We start from the raw sequence: 17,166 nt of genomic DNA, 5'->3' as shown, positions 1-17,166 counted from the left end.
TTGCGCATCTGAGAATCCATAACCACGATCGGGAGTATGGATTCCGGGCCTGCGCCTCCGGCGCATCCGGAATGACGAGGTCCAAGAGTTGATATGAAAGAAGGGGCAGAGCGCTTCCGCTCTGCCCCTTTGTCGTTGTGTGGCTGTCCACAATCAGCGCATGAAGCCGCGATGATTGCTGCCGCCGCCATTGCCCTGCGCCTGGTTCATCGACTGGCGGAAGTTGTTGTTGCTGTTGACCATGCGGTTGGTGGTGTTCAGCTGCGGGCGGTTGGTCTGGACGTTGTTCTGGACCTGCACTTTGTTCACCGGGTTGTTGTTGATCTTGACACCGTTGTTGACACGGATCGGGTTGTTCTGCGTCTGAACATTCACCGGCTTGGTCTCGACGGTCGTGCCGCCCTTGCCGACATTTACCGGCATGCTCACGATCTTGCCCGGCTTGCCGTTAACGTTGCCGGCGTCCGGCTTGGTGTTGGTCACAGGCAGGGTGACGATCTTGCCGGTGCCGCCATTGTTGGTCGTGTTGGTCGGCGCGGGCAGGGTGACGATCTTGCCCGGGTTCTTTGACGGCGTACCATTCTGCTGGCCGGGCTGGTTGTTGTTGCCCGAGGGCAGGTTGACGATCTGGCCGCCATTGCCGAGCTTGCCGATGACGTTGCCGTCGACCGGTTTCTGCACGACCGGCAAATTGCCATTGATCTGACCACTGCCATTACCCTGCTGCAGCGGCATGTACTTCGGCTGGCCGAGATTGCCGATCTTGAAGGTCGGAGCAATGTTTTGCGGCGCCAGGAACTTGGTCGCCTGCATCAAGGGGATCTGCTTCGGCTGCACCTGGAGCTTCAGCGCCATCTGCGCATAGGGGCTGGTGCCGTAGCTGTCATAGAAGGTCTTGTAGCCGAGCGGCGAATTCACGAGCACCGCCTTGTGCCAGGCCTGCGAGAGCAGCAGGTTGTTGAGCAGCCAGCGGACGTGGTCGCACAGCGGGTCGTGCGGATACATCTGGATGAACTCCTGATAGTACTCCGGCCGGCCCTCGGACACGACGTAGTCATAGGCCTGACGCGTCGAGCGGCTTGGCAGGTTGGAGGCCATCTGCACCACCGGCGCCCTGACCGGCGCGCGGTTGGCGGCAACAGCGGTGTCGCCGAAGAAGGTGAAGTCCGAGGTCAGCGAGGAGCTCTCCCACGGGATCTGCGCGCCGCTGGTGGACTGGTTCACTTGCAGGCGGACGCGCTTGAACAGCTGCTCGATCGGCACGTTGGGTTCGCGCGCGACGTTCAGGAACGCTTGCGTGTAGGGGCTGTGACCGCCGGTGCCGTCGAGCGCTTCAGCGCCCGGTGCGGTCGAGTAACCGACAATCGAGCCGTTCGGCGCATCGACAATGGCAAGGCCGCGGCCGGCGTCATTGACATCAGGGAAGGGGTTGTTGCGGCAGGCATCGAGGATGACGATGCGCATGCGGCTCGGGATCGTCTCCAGCGTCGACATCACGTCGACCAGCCGCACCGAATTATTGACGAGCTCGGTCTGGCTCGACACCTTGGCGTCGACGGGAACGAGATAGTTCTCGCCGGCGAGCTGCACGCCGTGACCGGCGTAATAGACCATCGCCACCGTGTTCGGACCGCGCGCGGACACCTTGGCGGAGAAGTCCTGGACCACGCGGAGCATGTCGTTCTGGGTCAGGTCGGTCGCGGCAACCACCTCGAACCCGGCGGAGTTCAGGAACTTCGCCATCGACTCGGCGTCATTGTCGGGATTGGCGAGCTGCGGCGCGTTCTTGTAGTTCGAATTGCCGATCACCAGCGCCACCCGCTGCTCCGGGCCCTGCAGCGCGGTGGGGGCCGACTCGACCGGAGCAACTTGCGCGGAAACAGGGCCGCAGGCGAAGCCGAACAAGCTTCCCACAAGGCTGGCTGTCATCAGGAAAGGCTTTAGGCGGAACATGGCGTGCTCCTTTGGCACTGAACTCGATGCGAGATTGGTTGCCGGGGAGCCTCGCCGCGTTCGAGCTTGAGGTCCGTGATCCCCCTCACCATGGAGGCCTTGCGTGATCTGAATCACGCTCGGAACCTGCTATGGTTAGCGATCGATAACGGGAACTGCCGTCACATGCTGAAATCGATCGATCCGATCCTCACGCCCGACCTGCTCTGGCTGCTGGCCTCCATGGGCCACGGCGACGATCTCGTGGTCGTCGACGCCAACCACCCGGCCACGCACATCGCCCGCAGCACATCGTCGCAGCGCCTGATCCAGCTGCCGGGCATGACGATGGAGACGGCCGTCCGCGCCATCATGACGCTCTATCCGCTCGACGATTTCGATCCCGATCCGGTGCGCGTGATGGCGCCGGTCGACGATCCCGACCGCGTGCCCGACGTGCAGCGCGCCGTGCTGGCCGAGATCGAGTGCGCGGTCGGACGCGCCGTTGCTCCCGGCAAGCTCGCGCGGGCGGATTTTTATCGCGCGGCGGCGGCGGGTTTCGGCGTGGTACAGGTCGGCGACAGCCGAGGTTACGGCTGCTTCCTGATCAGGAAGGGCGTGATCAGCTAGCGGACGATACGTGAGGCGTCAGTCGTGCGCGAATGGTCCGACTTCGCGGATCACCTTGCAGATCTGCAGGAACCCGCTGGCGTAGAACTCGGCATGTCCCCGCTTCATCGTCTCGACATGGTCGGGGTGGGTGCGCCAGGCCTCGAGCGCTTCTTCCGAAGCAAACCGGAATACGGTGAGTTCCTCGCCGTCCTCGGCCTTGAAGGACTTCAGCGACAGAAAGCCCGGCATGCTGCTGACGATGTCGTACATGCGCCCGCCCAAGCGGTCGTGCTCGTCGACGGAGGCGCCGTCCCGCAGCTTCAGGTCACCAATGACAATCACTTCGCCGATCATGTTTCCCCTCGTCGCTAATCGAGTTTCTGCCGTTCGATCTCCTGTTCGCTTGTGCGATGGCTTTTGTTACGTCGCGACCCGGTTTCGATGAAATTTGCACTCGAAATTGAATGGTCATCCCTCGATCGACTGTCTATGGTCGATCCATGTCTCGCCTTGTGTGTCTATTCGTTGCCATCATCCTCTCGCTGCTGCCGGCTGTCGCGTCCGCTGAGCCAGCTCAAAAGCGTCCCAAGCCCGTCTGGAAAGGCTACGGCTTCCTGCCGGGCTATCGTCAGCCGCTGAGCAACAGCATTCCGCTCTACAAGCAGAAGGACGCGATGCGTCGCCTCGCGCGCAACGACCGCCGCCACTGGTACATCGATCCGGTTCCGCAATATTATCGCTGGGACGGCGAGTGGCACTATTTCGGCCGCCCCGGCTTCAACGGCGGCCGCTACAATGGCGGCAGTTTTGGCCCGTGCTGGACGCGCACGCCGATCGGCGCGGTGTGGAATTGCGGGTGACGGGCGCGCGGCTAGGGAAAGTTGCGGACGACCTCGATCGGCCCAACGATCGCTGCATTGAAGGCATCGAGGTCTTCGGCCGGAATCCAGTACTCCAGATGCGACCGTCCGCCGGCCTCCTGCACGTCATACTTCGCGATGAAGTCGCGCTTGACCGCAAAGCGTGTCACGAAGCCCGAACCGCTCGCCGGGACATTCCAATCGCGTGCGATCTTGATGGCGTAGTCTTCCGTCAGCACCGGATAGAAGATCGGCTGGTCCGGCAGGCGCGGCGGAAACGCGCGCATGCCGGATTGCTCGATCAGTGCGAGCTCTTTCGGGCCTACGGGGCGCCAGAGGGTGAGGGTTTCTTCGGGGGACATGGTGTGATGACCGGGTTCTAGTGCTCTACATACACTGACGTGTTTCTCCGCTCTACCACCGTCACCCCCGCGCAATGGCAAAGCCATTGTCGCTGGAGGTGCGCGCTCTGCGGCGCATCGCGCCGCTGAGCAAGCCTCGAAGGGCGACGGCCCGGCTGCATCGGGGCCGTGCATCCTTCGAGGCTCCCCGCACGATGCTGAGCATCGTGCGTCTCGCACCTCAGGATGACGGAGTCGGCGGACTCGCTGTGGCTTCGTTGCTCGCAATGACGCGGAGAGAGCGCGCCCCTTACGAGAAGAACGCGATCTTCTCGGCTTGGGTCATGCGGCGGATCGGGGCAAGGGGATCGTTTGCCGGCGCGCGGGGCTTTTGCAGGATGCCGCTGGCCAGGATGGTGGCGCCGAGCGAGGTCTCGGGCAAGGAAGCAGACAAGGGCGAGGGCGTGGGCAGCGGCGTTGCGGCGAAATTTGCCGTCGCGGCCATGGCCTGAGCCGGCTGCTCCATCACTTCGGCGGCGGCCTCTGCGATGGCCTCGGTGAGGCGCGCGAGCGAGTCCATTGCGATCGGCGCGTGGGCGGCGGGCTCCTCCGCAACCGCTGCGACGACAGGCTCTGCTACGACCGGTTCCGGAAGCTCCGCGGCAATGGGCGCTGCGGCCTCCGCCACCATCGGCTCCGGAACGGCCGCTTCCATCTCGACCGGCGCGATGATCTCGTCGAAATCAGGATCGGGCGCGGCCATCTCGAGCGCGATGGCCTCGAGCACTGCGTCGTCCTCGGCTTGCGCGGCCGCGTCGAGCGCGAAAGCGTCAGCGGCTTCCGCGGAGGCGGCGGGGTCCGTGGCTGGGTCTTCGAACGAGACGTCTTCGTGCGCGAGGTCTTCTGGCGCGACTTGGTCGAGCGCTGTGCTCTCGACAGCCATCTGGCTCTCGGCCGCGATCTCCGGCGCGACGGCGGCGTCCATTGCCTGTTCCGCCTCGGCGAACGCTTCGCTGGCGACGGCCGCTTCGGGCTCGGCAGCCGCTGCGAGATCCTGCGGCGGCTCCGTAAAAGTCACGGGTGCTTCGCTCGCCATCGCCGCGGGCGCGGCCTCGACAGGCGGAGCGGCGGCGGATGACGGCGCCTCCTGCACCGGAGCGGACGCGGGAGACGCCGCCTGCGGCGTTGCGCCGCCGTCGGTCTGCTCCACCCGATCCCTCAGTAGATCGAATGCGGCTTTGAGCTCGACGCGGGGGTCGATGGTCGAAATCTGTCCGCAGGCGGCCTCGATCGAGGCGAGCTGCGAATCAATGAGGTCGCAGATTCGTCCGTCGGCGCCGATCTCGCGCCAGCGCCAGGAGATCTCCTTGATGATGCGCACGCCGCGCGGGATCGCCGCGAGGCTCGCCTCGATCGCGGCGGGGTCGACGGCGGCGATGGCGATCGTCTCGGCCTCGCGGATCGCGCGGCGGATCTCGACCAGCGCTTCGGGCAGGCGATCTTCGACGACGGGTTGTCGCTGCGCTGCAAGGGTTTCTTCGATTTTCGCGACCGCGTCGAGCACCATGCGCGTGTCGGCATTGCGGTTGCGCTTGGCGTATTCGCCGAGGAACCAGCGGCCGCGCGCCGTCTCCATGAAGGCTTCGCGGATCGCGTCGTAATCCTGCTCGTTCGGCTCGGCCGCGCGGGCAGACATGGGCGAAAGGGCGAATGCTTCGTTGGCCATTGCGATCTCGTCGCGCAAATCACCGCGCGTTACAGTAACGATCACCACGATATCGGCCGAATCGCAATTGGTTTGATGGCACCCGAATCACAAATCCCCACGCCAGCATCGGCGAAACGGCGATTCGCCGTCAGCCTCGCCCTGTTCTATTCGGCCGTCTTCGCGGTCTCGGGCACGCATCTGCCGTTCTTCCCGGTGTGGCTGAAGGCAATCGGCATCGACGCGGCCTGGATCGGCCTCATCAACGCGCTGCCGGCGATCACGCGCTTCACCACGCTGCCGCAAGTGACCGCCTTCGCCGAAAAGCGACATGCCATTCGCGCCGGCATGATGGTGTCGGTGCTGGCGACCGCGATCGGCTTTACGGCGGTCGGCCTGCAGCAGCAGCCGCTGGCGCTGTTCCTGATCTACGCGCTGACCTGCATGATGTGGACGCCGACGATGCCGCTGACCGATGCCTACGCGTTGCGCGGTGTCGCCCGTTACGGGCTCGATTACGGACCCTTGCGGCTGTGGGGCTCGGCGGCCTTCGCCGCCGGCTCGCTCGCCTGCGGCTATCTCGTAGACCACATCGCCGCGCGCGATCTGATCTGGGTCATCGTCGCATGGGCCGTCGTTGCGGTCGCAGCCGGCCTGCTGCTTCAGCCGCTGGACGATGTCAGGCGCAAGACGACGGAGAGACATGCCGGCAAGGCGCTGCTGCGCGATGCCGGCTTCTGGGCCGTCATCGTCTCGGCCGCGCTGATTCAGGGCAGCCACGTCGCCTACTACACCTTCTCAGCCATCAACTGGCAGCTCCATGGGATCAGTGGGCTGACGATCGCGGGTCTGTGGACGCTGGGCGTGATCGCGGAGATCGTGGTGTTCGCGCTGTCGCCGCGCTTCTCGCTGCATCCGTCCGCCGTGATTGCGATCGGAGGGCTCAGCGCCATGCTGCGCTGGATCGTCACTGCCAATGAGCCGCCGCTCGCGCTGCTGGCGATCGTCCAGCTCGGCCACGGCCTCAGCTTCGGCATGACCATCGTCGGCACGATGAATCTCCTGGTGCAGCGCGTGCCTTCGCATCAGATCGCGCGGGGGCAGGGCTATTACGCCGCGTGCAACGGACTTCTGGGCGCTGCGACCTCGATCGCGTCAGGTGCGATCTACGCCCGCATCGGCGATGGATTGTATTACGTGATGGCTGCGATGGCGGCGGCCGGCGCGCTTCTGATCTGGTCGGCGCGGCACCGGCTCAAGCCTCAGCCCCAGAGCGAGGCGTCCGGCGGATAGACCAGGCTGTCATCGTAACGCAGGCCATGATCGCGGTCGCGCGCCAGCAGCAAGGGGCCGTCGAGATCGACGAAGCGCGCCTGCGGCGTCACCAGCATCGCGGGGGCCATCGACAGCGAGGTTGCGACCATGCAGCCGATCATGATCTCGAAGCCGAGCGCCTGCGCGGCGTCCGCCATCGCGAGGGCCTCGGTGAGCCCGCCGGTCTTGTCCAGCTTGATGTTCACGGCGTCGTAGCGGTCGCGCAAGGGGGCAAGCGAGGAGCGGTCATGCACGCTCTCGTCGGCGCAGACCGCGAGCGGCCGCTTGATCCGCGCCAGCGCCTCGTCCTTGCCTGATGGCAACGGTTGCTCCACCAGGGTGACGCCGGCGGCGTCGCAGGCGGCGAGATTGTGCGCCAGATTGGCCTCGGTCCAGGCCTCGTTGGCATCGACGATCAGCTCGGATTCGGGAGCGGCCTTGCGTACCGCCGCGATCCGCTCGGGATCGCCGTCGCCGCCGAGCTTGATCTTGAGCAGCGGCCGGTGCGCCGCCTTGGCGGTGGCGGCCGCCATGGCCTCGGGGGTCCCTAACGAGATCGTGTACGCCGTGGTGCGCTCGCCCGGCACCGGGCGGTCGAGCAGGTTCCAGGCCCGCTGGCCCGCCGCCTTGGCCTCCAGGTCGATCAGGGCGCAGTCCAGGGCATTGCGGGCCGCGCCGGGCGCCATGGCGGCCTGGAGGGCTTGCCGCGTCAGCCCGTCCGCGACGGCCTGCTGCATGGCCTGGATGGCCGCCAGCGTCGCCTTGGGCGTCTCGCCATAGCGGGGATAGGGCACGCACTCGCCGCGGCCGGTCAGCCCGTCCCGGCTGACTTCGGCCACGACCGTCACGGCCTCGGTTTTGGCCCCCCGGCTGATGGTAAAGCTGCCCGCGATCGGGAAGCGCTCGATTCGCGCCGCCAGGGCAGCAAATTTCATGGAAGTCATTTTGAACTCTGGCGAAATCTGAACCTGCTAGTTACCTCTAGCAACTAACATTAACCACTTGGGGATACCTTCTCTGGGTAAGGGCGCGTGCGCAACTATCTGATTTTCTCCGCCCCGGCACGGGAGCGGACATCTTGAGCAGCGATCCGAAGCTGGAGCGGATTGCCAAGGGCAACGCGCTGGCACTCTGCGCCACCGGGACATGGACCGCGAGCTTCGCGCCGGTCCTGGAGCGGATCGTGGCCGACGCCGAGAAGCTCGCCGGCGGCCAGCAAAGCGTCTTCATCGACGTCTCCGAGGTCGCCAAGCTCGACACGTTCGGCGCCTGGCTGATCGAGCGGCTGCGCCGGAGCCTGACGAACGGGCCCGTCGAGGCGCAGATCGCGGGTCTCTCCGCCAATTATTCCAGCCTCGTGGACGAGGTACGGCGGGTCAGGGCGACGGCCGTGGTCGACGGCGGCACGGTGACCATCACCGGCATGCTGGAGCAGATCGGCCGGACCGTGGCCGGCATCGGCGGCACCGTCGCAGGCCTCGTCGACATGCTCGGCGCCGTGCTCGCGGCGGGATTTCGCGTCCTGATCCATCCGCGCTCGTTCCGCCTGACCTCGACCGTGCATCACATGGAGCAGGTCTGCTGGCGCGCGGTGCCGATCATCGTGCTGATCACGTTCCTGATCGGCTGCATCATCGCCCAACAAGGCATCTTCCATTTCCGCCGCTTCGGCGCCGACATCTTCGTGGTCGACATGCTGGGTGTGCTGGTGCTGCGCGAGATCGGCGTGCTGCTGGTCGCGATCATGGTCGCGGGCCGCTCGGGCAGCGCCTACACCGCCGAGCTCGGCTCGATGAAGATGCGCGAGGAGATCGACGCGTTGCGCACCATGGGCTTCGATCCGATCGAGGTGCTGGTGCTGCCGCGCATGATGGCGCTCGTGCTGGCGCTGCCGATCCTGGCTTTCCTCGGCGCGATGGCCGCGCTCTATGGCGGCGGCCTCGTCGCCTGGCTCTATGGCGGGGTCGAGCCCGAGGCCTTCCTGCTCCGCTTGCGCGACGCCATCTCGATCGATCATTTCATCGTCGGCATCGTCAAGGCCCCGGTCATGGCGGCCGTGATCGGCATCGTCGCCTGCGTCGAGGGCCTCGCCGTGCAGGGCAGCGCGGAATCGCTGGGCCAGCACACCACGGCTTCCGTGGTTAAGGGCATCTTCTTCGTCATCGTGATGGACGGCGTGTTCGCCATCTTCTTCGCCTCGATCGGGATGTGACGATGGCAAAAGAAGCTCAAAGCGAGATCCTAAATCCGATCATCCGCGTCCGCGACATCACCGTGCAGTTCGGTAGCACGCGCGTGCTCGACGGCCTCAACCTCGACGTCAAGCGCGGCGAGATCTTGGGCTTTGTCGGTCCTTCCGGTGCGGGCAAGTCGGTGCTGACGCGCACCATCATCGGCCTGGTGCCGAAGGTTGCGGGCTCGATCGAGGTGTTCGGCGTCGACCTGGATTCCTCCAACACGTCGCAGCGCCGCAACGTGGAGCGGCGCTGGGGCGTCTTGTTTCAGCAGGGCGCGCTGTTCTCCTCGCTGACCGTGCGGCAGAACATCCAGTTTCCGATGCGCGAATATTTGCGGGTCTCGCAGCGGCTGATGGACGAGATCACCATGGCCAAGCTCACCATGGTCGGCCTCAAGCCGGAGGTCGCCGAGCGCTTCCCGTCCGAACTCTCCGGCGGCATGATCAAGCGCGTCGCGCTGGCGCGCGCGCTGTCGCTCGATCCGGACCTCGTCTTCCTGGACGAGCCGACCTCGGGCCTCGATCCGATCGGTGCCGGCGATTTCGACGAGCTGGTCAGGACGCTGCAGCGCACTTTAGGGCTGACCGTTTTCATGGTAACCCACGACCTCGACAGCCTTTACACAGCGTGTGACCGCATCGCCGTTTTAGGGAACGGTAAGATCATAGCAGCAGGGTCGATCGCCGACATGCAGGCCTCGCAGCATCCCTGGCTGAGGCAATATTTCCATGGCAAGCGCGCCCGCGCGGTCATGGGTTGAGTGGCTGGGTTGAATAGCTGTGATGAGTAGCCGGAGCACCTGATGGAAACGCGGGCAAACTACGTCTTGATCGGGTCGTTCACGCTGGCGGTGATCGCCGCGGCGATCGGCTTCGTGCTCTGGTTCCAGTCGCTGCACACCACCAAGCAGCGCAGCCCCTTGCGCGTCGTGTTCGAGGGCCCGGCGGCGGGCCTGCGCAACGGCGGCAGTGTCAATTTCAACGGTATCCGGGTGGGCGAGGTGGTCTCGGTGAAGCTCGACAACCCGCGGCGGGTTGTCGCACTCGCCATGATCGAGAACAACGCTCCGATCCGCAAGGACACCCTGGTCGGCCTCGAATTCCAGGGCCTCACCGGCGTCGCCGCCATCTCGCTGAAGGGTGGAGACGAAGCCGCAGCCCCGCCGCCGCTCGATCAGGACGGCATCCCGACGCTGACGGCCGACCCCAACAAGCTCCAGGACGTCACCGAGGCGATCCGCGGCACGCTGCAGAACATCAACAAGATCGTCGCCGACAATCAGGAATCGGTGAAGAACTCGCTGAAGAATTTGGAGACCTTCACCAACTCGCTCGCGCGCAATTCCGAGAAGATCGACGGCGTGATGGCCAAGGTCGACGGCGTCATGCTCAAGGCCGACAACCTCATGCTCGGCCTCAACACGCTTGCCGGCGGCAAGGACGGCGGCGAGCTGTTCCAGGCGGTGAAATCGATTCGCGAGCTCGCCGACGATTTCGACAAGCGTTCCGGCGCGTTGATGAGCGACGGCCGCCGCACCCTCGGCGACATCAGCCGCGCCGTGAACAATTTCGACCGCAACCCCACCCGCGTGCTGTTCGGCGCCAGCAACAGCAGCGCCCCACCGCCCCCGCCCCCCGAGCCGCCGAGGCAGGCGCCGGCGCCGAGGCGGTAGGGAGCGACGAGTCTCTCCTCGTCATTGCAACGCCAGGTCTCGTGTCCCGGACGCGCTGCAGCGTGTAACGCTGCTGCGCAGAGCCGGGACCCAGACGGCAACACGGTACACGTGGAGAATGGCCCCGGCTCTGCAGCGCACCGCCGAAGAGCCGCTGCACTGCGTCCGGGGCACGAGAGGAGAGACTGTGCATGCTCTCTCCATCAGTCATTGCGAGCGACTTGTCCTCCGTAGCTCGAGGAGCGAAGGCGGAAGCGAAGCAATCCAGACTGCCGCTGCGGAAGCGGTCTGGATTGCTTCGTCGCTTCGCTCTTCGCAATGACGGGGCGATACGAAAGTATGGGGGTCTAGCCGAGCCAAGGTAGGGGGAGGGGCTGGCCGGTATTGTCAGCTATATCGCGCTCAAGGCGTGCCCACGACAAGGCGCGTCGACTTCACTCACAGGGGAGGAGAGAGCGCGTGGTACGCCTGTTGCTGTTGTTGCCGTTCATCGGCCTGATGATCGTGCCGTTCTACAATATCAGGGAGCCGCATCTGTTCGGCTTCCCGTTCTTCTATTGGTATCAGCTCGCCTGGGTGCCGCTGACCTCGCTGCTCACCTACATCGTCTACAGGAGCGTGCGCCGTGCTGACTAATGTCGATAGCGCGGCGTTCGCCGTATTCCTCGCACTGTTCATTCTCGTCACCGGCATGGGCTTCGTCGCCTCGCGCTGGCGCAAGCCGGAGACGCTCGCCCATCTCGACGAGTGGGGCCTCGGCGGCCGCAAGTTCGGGACCTGGATCACCTGGTTCCTGGTCGGCGGCGACTTCTACACCGCCTACACCGTGATCGCCGTTCCTGCGCTGGTCTACGCGGTCGGCGCCTACGGCTTCTTCGCGCTGCCCTACACCATCATCGTCTATCCGTTCGTGTTCGCGGTGATGCCGGTGCTGTGGAAGGTCGCCAAGGAGCGCGGCTACGTCACCGCGGGCGACGTGGTGCGCGGCGCCTACGGATCGCGCGGGCTCGAGCTTGCGGTCGCGGCCACCGGCGTGCTGGCGACGATGCCCTACATTGCGCTCCAGCTGATCGGCATGGAGGTGGCGATCAAGGCACTCGGCCTGCACGGCGAGATCCCGCTGGTTGTCGCCTTCCTGGTGCTGGCGCTCTACACCTATTCGTCGGGCCTGCGTGCGCCAGCGCTGATCGCCTTCGTCAAGGACATCATGATCTACATCGTGGTGATCGCGGCGATTGCGATCGTGCCCTCGAAGCTTGGCGGCTACGGCGCGATCTTCACCGCGGCGGATGCGGCGTTCGCGGCGAAAGGCGCAGGCGGCATCCTGCTGTCCCCGGCCCAGATCGTGCCTTACGCGTCGCTGGCGCTGGGCTCGGCGCTCGCCGCCTTCATGTATCCGCACACGCTGACCGGCATCTTCGCGTCCTCGGGCGGCAACACCATCCGCAAGAATGCGATGATGCTGCCGGCCTACACGCTGCTGCTCGGTCTGCTTGCGCTGCTCGGTTACATGGGCCATGCGGCGGGGCTCAAGCTCGCCAGCAACAACGACGTCGTGCCCGAGCTGTTCAAGACGCTGTTCCCGAGCTGGTTCGCGGGCTTTGCATTCGCCGCGATTGCGATCGGAGCGCTGGTGCCGGCCGCCGTCATGAGCATCGGCGCCGCCAATCTGTTCACCCGCAACTTCTGGAAGGTGTGGGTCGATCCGAAGGTGACGCCGGCAGGTGAGGCGAAGGTCGCCAAGATCACCTCCATGCTGGTGAAGGTCGGCGCGCTGCTTGCCATCCTCCTGATGCCGACGCAGTTCGCGCTCGACCTGCAGCTGCTCGGGGGCCTCTGGATCCTGCAGACGCTGCCGGCGCTGGTGTTCGGTCTCTATCTGAACTGGTTCTCGAGTCCGGCGCTGCTGGCTGGCTGGGCCGTCGGCCTGGCAGGCGGATCGTGGCTCGCCTGGTCGGACGGATTGAAGCCGCTGCACAGCATCGACTTCGGCGCCGGCAAGGTCGCGATCTACACCGGTCTGTTGGCGCTCGCGCTCAACATCGTGGTGGCCGTCGTGCTCAACCTGGCGCTCAAGCGCATGCCGCAGCAACGGCTGTCCCGCGAGGCGGCCTGAGCGATTGCGGGCGGCGGCCGGAGAATCCCTTCGGTCGCCGCTTGTCTCCGGACTGAAACGGCCTTCCATGCGATTGAAAACGCTCTAGTATCCGCCCGCGCCCGGCCGCTCGTCGCGAGCGCATCAGACTGTTTCGGGTGAGGATGTCTTGCAGGCGTGGTTCGTTCTTGCGGTCGCTGCCGGCTATGTGACCACGCTGTTCCTGGTGGCCTGGTGGGGCGACCGGCGAAGTGCCGGCGGGCCGCTGGTGTCGCCAAACTCCTGGGCGGCCGCGATCAGCTATTGCCTGACGCTTGCGGTCTACAACACCTCGTGGAGCTTCTACGGCTCGGTCGGACGGGCCGCCACCAGCGGGCTGGACTTCGCCACGATCTATGTCGGCCCGACCCTGGTGCTGCTGTTCGGCCAGCGGCTCCTGTCCAAGGTGATTGCGATCGCCAAGGCACAGAACGTCACCTCGATCGCGGACTTCATCGCCGCGCGTTACGGCAAGAGCCAGGTGCTTGCGGCCTTCGTGACGCTCGCATCGCTGCTCGGCGTGCTTCCCTATATCGCGCTCCAGCTCAAGGCCGTCGGCAAGAGTTTTGATTATCTGATCCTCCAGCCCGAGCGTGCCGGCGGCGAGGCGCTGCGGTTCTGGCAGGACTCGGCGTTCGGCGTCGCTGCATCGATGGCGCTGTTCGCGATCGTGTTCGGTGTCCGGCACGTCCATGCCAGTGAGCATCATCGCGGCCTGATGCTCGCGATCGCCTTCGAGAGCGTCGTCAAGCTGCTCGCATTCCTGATCGTCGCGCTGTTCGTGCTGTTCGGACCCTCCGGCGGGCCGGCCGCTCTGCTGTCGCAGTTTCAATCGGATCCGCAATTGGGCGGCATCCTGAGCTTCGATCCGGCGCAGCCGGTGTGGCCTGCAACGATCATCATCTCGGCGATTGCTTTCCTCTGCCTGCCGCAGGCCTTCCATGTCGCCGTCGTCGAGAATGAGAGCCCAAGCCATACGCGCACCGCGGCCTGGCTCTATCCGGCTTATCTTGCGCTGTTCAGCCTCTTGATCCTGCCGATCGCTGCGGCCGGGCTCACCCGCTTCGGCGGGATGATGGACCCCGACACCTATGTCATCTCGCTGCCGATCGCGGCCGATGCGGGCACCATCAGCCTGATCGCGTTTCTGGGCGGGCTGTCGGCCGCCACCGGCATGGTGATCATGACATCCGTTGCGCTCAGCACCATGCTCTGCAACGACGTCATCATGCCGCTGCTGCTGCGCTCGCGCGTCTTCGGCCTGCACGCGCAGAGCCGGCCGATGACGTCGGTGCTGGTGACGGTGCGCCGGCTCTCGATCCTCAGCATCCTGCTGCTCGCCTATCTGATGCACCGCCTCGTCAACCAGTCCTATCCACTCACCGTGATCGGCCTGTTGTCGTTCGTCGCGGTCGCACAATTCGGTCCGGCGTTCGTCGGCGGGCTGTTCTGGCCGCGGGCCAACAAGGCCGGCGCCTCGCTCGGGATCGCGGTCGGCTTCTTCGTCTGGGCCTATACGCTGCTGTTGCCCTCGGCCGCGCCGCTCTGGCCGGGGATCGAGGAGATCGTTCGCCAAGGTCCCTGGCAAGTCGCCTGGCTCAAGCCGAATGCGCTGCTGGGCCTCGAAGGGATCGATCCGATCTCGCACGCCACGCTGTGGAGCCTTGGCGCCAATCTCGTCTGCTTCCTGATGGTCTCGGCGCTGGGCCGGCAATCGACAGTCGAGCGTAATCAGGCGGCCGCGTTCGCCGACGGCGTCGTCCGCGAATCCATCCCCAAACTGTCGTCGCGCGTGGTGGTGCGGCTCGATGATCTCCGCGCGCTGGCGCTGCGTTTCGTCGGCGCCGAGCGCGGCGCGGCGGCCTTCAACGCTTATCTGGCGGCTCGCATCGTAGGGACGGGGCCGCGTCTCGATCCGTCGGGACTGGTCGATCTCGACTCGATTCGGTTCACCGAAAATTTGCTGGCCGGCGCGATCGGCGCGGCATCGGCGCGCGTGGTGATCGCGGCGTCGCTGGAAGGCCACTCGCTGTCGCGGCGGGAGGCGATGGCGATGCTCGACGAGGCCTCGGAGGCGCTGCGCTTCAACCGCAGCCTGTTGCAGTCCACGCTGGAAAGCGTACCGCAGGGCATCTGCGCCTTCGACGCCGATTTCAACATTACAGCCTGGAACGGTCGGTTCATCGCGCTGCTCGATCTGCCGCCGGACTTCGTGCGCGTGGGGCTTCCGCTGGCGGATCTCATCGCCTTCAATGTCGAGCGCGGCGAATATGCCGCGTCCGAATTCGCCTCGCTCCTGGTCAACCGCGACGTCACCACGCAGAGCTGGCCTTATCTTTACGAGCGCAAGCGGCCGGATGGCACGGTGCTGGAGATCGTCTACGACCGCGTCGCCGAGGGCGGCTACGTCTCGACCTATACCGACGTCACCGAGCGTCACCGTGCCGCCGAGGCCTTGCGACGCGCCAATGAAGGGCTCGAGCTGCGCGTCCGCGAGCGCACCGAGGCGCTCGAGCAAGCGAAGGCCGAAGCCGAGCAGGCCAATCTCGGCAAGACGCGCTTTTTGGCCGCGGCCAGCCACGATTTGCTGCAGCCGCTGAATGCGGCCCGTCTGTTTCTGTCCGCGCTCGACGAGAGCCTGAGCGCTCCGTCGCGCGCTGGCGACGCCGACAAGGAGCGCACCCTGGCGAGCAGCGCGGTTACGGCGCTACGATCGACCGAGCACGTGCTCGACCGGCTGCTCGACATCTCCTCCTATGATGCCGGCGCCGTGCGCGCCGAGATATCCGACTTTCCGATCGCCGATCTCTTCGTGCAGTTGAACGTCGAATTCTCGGCGATGGCGCGCGAGCGCGGGATTGCCTTCCGCGTTGTCGATTGCGGCCTTGCGGTGCGCAGCGATCCGCATCTGCTGCGCCGGATCCTGCAGAACCTGCTGTCGAATGCGCTTCGCTACACGCCCAAGGGACGCATCCTGCTCGGCTGCCGGCGGCGCGGGGACGCTGCGCATCGAGGTCTGGGACACCGGCGTGGGAATCGCGGCGGCAGACCAGAAGCGCATCTTCGAGGAGTTCCAGCGCCTCGCGCCGGGGGCGGAGAAGGGATTGGGCCTCGGGCTCGCCATCGTCGAGCGCGTGTCGCGGCTGCTGGACCACGCCGTCGATGTCCGGTCGCGCCCGGGACAAGGTTCGTGCTTTGCCGTCACGGTGCCGCTGGCGCACGGACCGGGCCGGCCGCTTCAGAGCAACCCTGCGATGGCCGCGCCGGCGCCGGCGGAACGCGCTCTGACCATCCTGTGCCTGGACAATGACGCGACGATTCTCGACGGCCTCTCCGCGCTGCTCGGCGGCTGGGGGCATCACGTGCTGGTCGCAGCCGACGCCGCCGCGGCGATGGACGCGGCCGCGACCGTCCTGCCAGACGTCGTGCTGCTCGATTACCATCTCGACGGCGGCTGCAACGGCTTGGACTTTCTCGACAATCTCAGGCAGAAGTCGGGCCGCGAGGTCCGTGCGCTGGTCGTCACCGGCGATCGCAGCGAGGCGGTGCGCCAGGCGGCGAGGGCGCGCGGCTGCGAGATCCTGTCGAAGCCGGTCAAGCCGGCGGCCCTGCGGCGCTTTCTCGGCGGCGAAGCCCTGAGCCGGCAGTTCGGCACGAAACCGGAGACTCCCTGACGATGCGCATCCTGATCGGCGACGACCACCCGCTGGTGCAGGCCGCGCTCCGTAGCGCGTTGTCGACCGTGCTGCCCGATCTCGACATCGTCGCCTGCCAGTCGCTGGACGAGGCGCTCAGCGTGCTGGCGGTCCAGTCCGACGAGATCGACCTGATCCTGTGGGATCTGACGATGCCGGGCATTCAGGGCTTTGCCGCGCTGTTCATCCTGTCGGCGCAATTCCCGACGGTGCCGGTCGCGATCATCTCGGCCCGGCAGGACGCCGCCACCATCCGTCGCGCCATCGCCTATGGCGCATCCGGTTACATCCCGAAATCGCTCAGCCTGCCCGAGATGGCGGATGCGATCACAAAGATCCTCGCCGGCGAGATCTGGATGCCGCCCAATGTCGGCGGCCGCGGCTCGATCCAGAGCGCCGACATCGAGCTCGCCGGGCGCATGGCCACCCTCTCGGCGCAGCAGCTGCGCATTCTCGCGATGATCGTGGAAGGCAAGCTCAACAAGCAGATCGCGGGCGAGCTCGATATCGCCGAGCAGACGGTGAAGGGCCACGTCTCGACGATCTTGCGCAAGCTCGGCGTCGGCTCGCGCACGCAGGCGGCCGTCCTCGCTGAACGGCTGTCGTTCGGCCAGCCCGGCAGCAATTGAGCTTCAGAACATCCAAACAAAAACGGAGGCCGTGA

The 17,166-nt window shown here is 65.8% G+C and carries 15 protein-coding genes and 2 pseudogenes; 12 read left to right on the top strand and 5 right to left on the bottom strand.

From position 1 onward, the window contains the following. Positions 1-153: 153 nt before the first annotated feature. On the bottom strand, positions 154-1,953 hold the full coding sequence (locus tag RAD04_RS21525) for a caspase family protein (protein ID WP_461625351.1): 1,800 nt from the start codon (positions 1,951-1,953) through the stop codon (positions 154-156). Positions 1,954-2,118: 165 nt separating this feature from the next. On the opposite strand from RAD04_RS21525, the gene RAD04_RS21520 reads away from it, so the two are divergent. Further along, complete coding sequence (locus tag RAD04_RS21520) at positions 2,119-2,562, top strand: RbsD/FucU family protein (protein WP_461625350.1); 444 nt, start codon at positions 2,119-2,121, stop codon at positions 2,560-2,562. An 18-nt stretch (positions 2,563-2,580) separates the two neighbouring features. On the opposite strand, the gene RAD04_RS21515 is transcribed toward RAD04_RS21520, so the two are convergent. Beyond that, the gene (locus RAD04_RS21515; RefSeq protein WP_461625349.1) at positions 2,581-2,898 is read right to left on the bottom strand and encodes an antibiotic biosynthesis monooxygenase family protein; all 318 of its coding nucleotides are present in this window, start codon (positions 2,896-2,898) and stop codon (positions 2,581-2,583) included. 146 nt (positions 2,899-3,044) lie between these two features. Here RAD04_RS21515 and RAD04_RS21510 point away from each other — a divergent pair, with 146 nt between their 5' ends. After that, positions 3,045-3,404 (top strand): hypothetical protein, encoded by a 360-nt coding sequence (locus tag RAD04_RS21510; protein ID WP_461625348.1) that lies wholly within the window; start codon positions 3,045-3,047, stop codon positions 3,402-3,404. 11 nt (positions 3,405-3,415) lie between these two features. On the opposite strand, the gene RAD04_RS21505 is transcribed toward RAD04_RS21510, so the two are convergent. Together RAD04_RS21505 and RAD04_RS21500 are read right to left on the bottom strand one after the other, a co-directional pair. Continuing rightward, positions 3,416-3,766 (bottom strand): ADP-ribosylation/crystallin J1, encoded by a 351-nt coding sequence (locus RAD04_RS21505; protein ID WP_461625347.1) that lies wholly within the window; start codon positions 3,764-3,766, stop codon positions 3,416-3,418. A gap of 289 nt (positions 3,767-4,055) precedes the next feature. After that, on the bottom strand, positions 4,056-5,471 hold the full coding sequence (locus RAD04_RS21500; RefSeq protein WP_461625346.1) for a hypothetical protein: 1,416 nt from the start codon (positions 5,469-5,471) through the stop codon (positions 4,056-4,058). 75 nt (positions 5,472-5,546) lie between these two features. On the opposite strand from RAD04_RS21500, the gene RAD04_RS21495 reads away from it, so the two are divergent. Then, the gene (locus RAD04_RS21495; RefSeq protein WP_461625345.1) at positions 5,547-6,743 is read left to right on the top strand and encodes an MFS transporter; all 1,197 of its coding nucleotides are present in this window, start codon (positions 5,547-5,549) and stop codon (positions 6,741-6,743) included. Here RAD04_RS21495 and dgcA read toward each other — a convergent pair. Next, on the bottom strand, positions 6,713-7,708 hold the full coding sequence (gene dgcA / locus RAD04_RS21490; RefSeq protein ID WP_461625344.1) for an N-acetyl-D-Glu racemase DgcA: 996 nt from the start codon (positions 7,706-7,708) through the stop codon (positions 6,713-6,715). The two genes, RAD04_RS21495 and dgcA, sit on opposite strands and share 31 nt — an antisense overlap. 134 nt (positions 7,709-7,842) lie before the next feature. On the opposite strand from dgcA, the gene RAD04_RS21485 reads away from it, so the two are divergent. From RAD04_RS21485 to RAD04_RS21445, 9 genes and pseudogenes are all read left to right on the top strand, one after another. Further along, on the top strand, positions 7,843-8,976 hold the full coding sequence (locus RAD04_RS21485; protein ID WP_461625343.1) for an MlaE family ABC transporter permease: 1,134 nt from the start codon (positions 7,843-7,845) through the stop codon (positions 8,974-8,976). Between the two features lie 2 nt (positions 8,977-8,978). Further along, positions 8,979-9,761 (top strand): ABC transporter ATP-binding protein, encoded by a 783-nt coding sequence (locus RAD04_RS21480; protein WP_461625342.1) that lies wholly within the window; start codon positions 8,979-8,981, stop codon positions 9,759-9,761. A gap of 42 nt (positions 9,762-9,803) precedes the next feature. Further along, entirely contained in the window at positions 9,804-10,673 is an 870-nt protein-coding gene (locus RAD04_RS21475) for an MlaD family protein (RefSeq protein WP_461625341.1), read from the top strand. A gap of 459 nt (positions 10,674-11,132) precedes the next feature. After that, the gene (locus tag RAD04_RS21470) at positions 11,133-11,309 is read left to right on the top strand and encodes a DUF3311 domain-containing protein (RefSeq protein WP_018317353.1); all 177 of its coding nucleotides are present in this window, start codon (positions 11,133-11,135) and stop codon (positions 11,307-11,309) included. Next, positions 11,299-12,789, top strand: a complete 1,491-nt coding sequence (mctP, locus tag RAD04_RS21465) for a monocarboxylate uptake permease MctP (protein ID WP_461625340.1) — start codon at positions 11,299-11,301, stop codon at positions 12,787-12,789. Before RAD04_RS21470 ends, mctP begins: the two co-directional genes overlap by 11 nt. A 187-nt stretch (positions 12,790-12,976) precedes the next feature. Next, positions 12,977-15,514: pseudogene (locus tag RAD04_RS21460) on the top strand (sodium:solute symporter family transporter); the annotation flags it as partial. 235 nt (positions 15,515-15,749) lie between these two features. After that, a pseudogene (locus RAD04_RS21455) lies at positions 15,750-15,965 on the top strand (sensor histidine kinase); the annotation flags it as partial. Positions 15,966-16,061: 96 nt separating this feature from the next. Next, positions 16,062-16,481, top strand: coding sequence for a response regulator (locus tag RAD04_RS21450; RefSeq protein ID WP_461625569.1), 420 nt, complete (start codon positions 16,062-16,064; stop codon positions 16,479-16,481). After that, on the top strand, positions 16,478-17,131 hold the full coding sequence (locus tag RAD04_RS21445; protein ID WP_461625568.1) for a response regulator: 654 nt from the start codon (positions 16,478-16,480) through the stop codon (positions 17,129-17,131). Before RAD04_RS21450 ends, RAD04_RS21445 begins: the two co-directional genes overlap by 4 nt. The last annotated feature ends 35 nt before the right edge of the window (positions 17,132-17,166 follow it).

It is taken from the genome of Bradyrhizobium sp. 25ACV (genome assembly GCF_054863005.1).
This window is presented reverse-complemented; position numbering and strand designations above follow the sequence as displayed.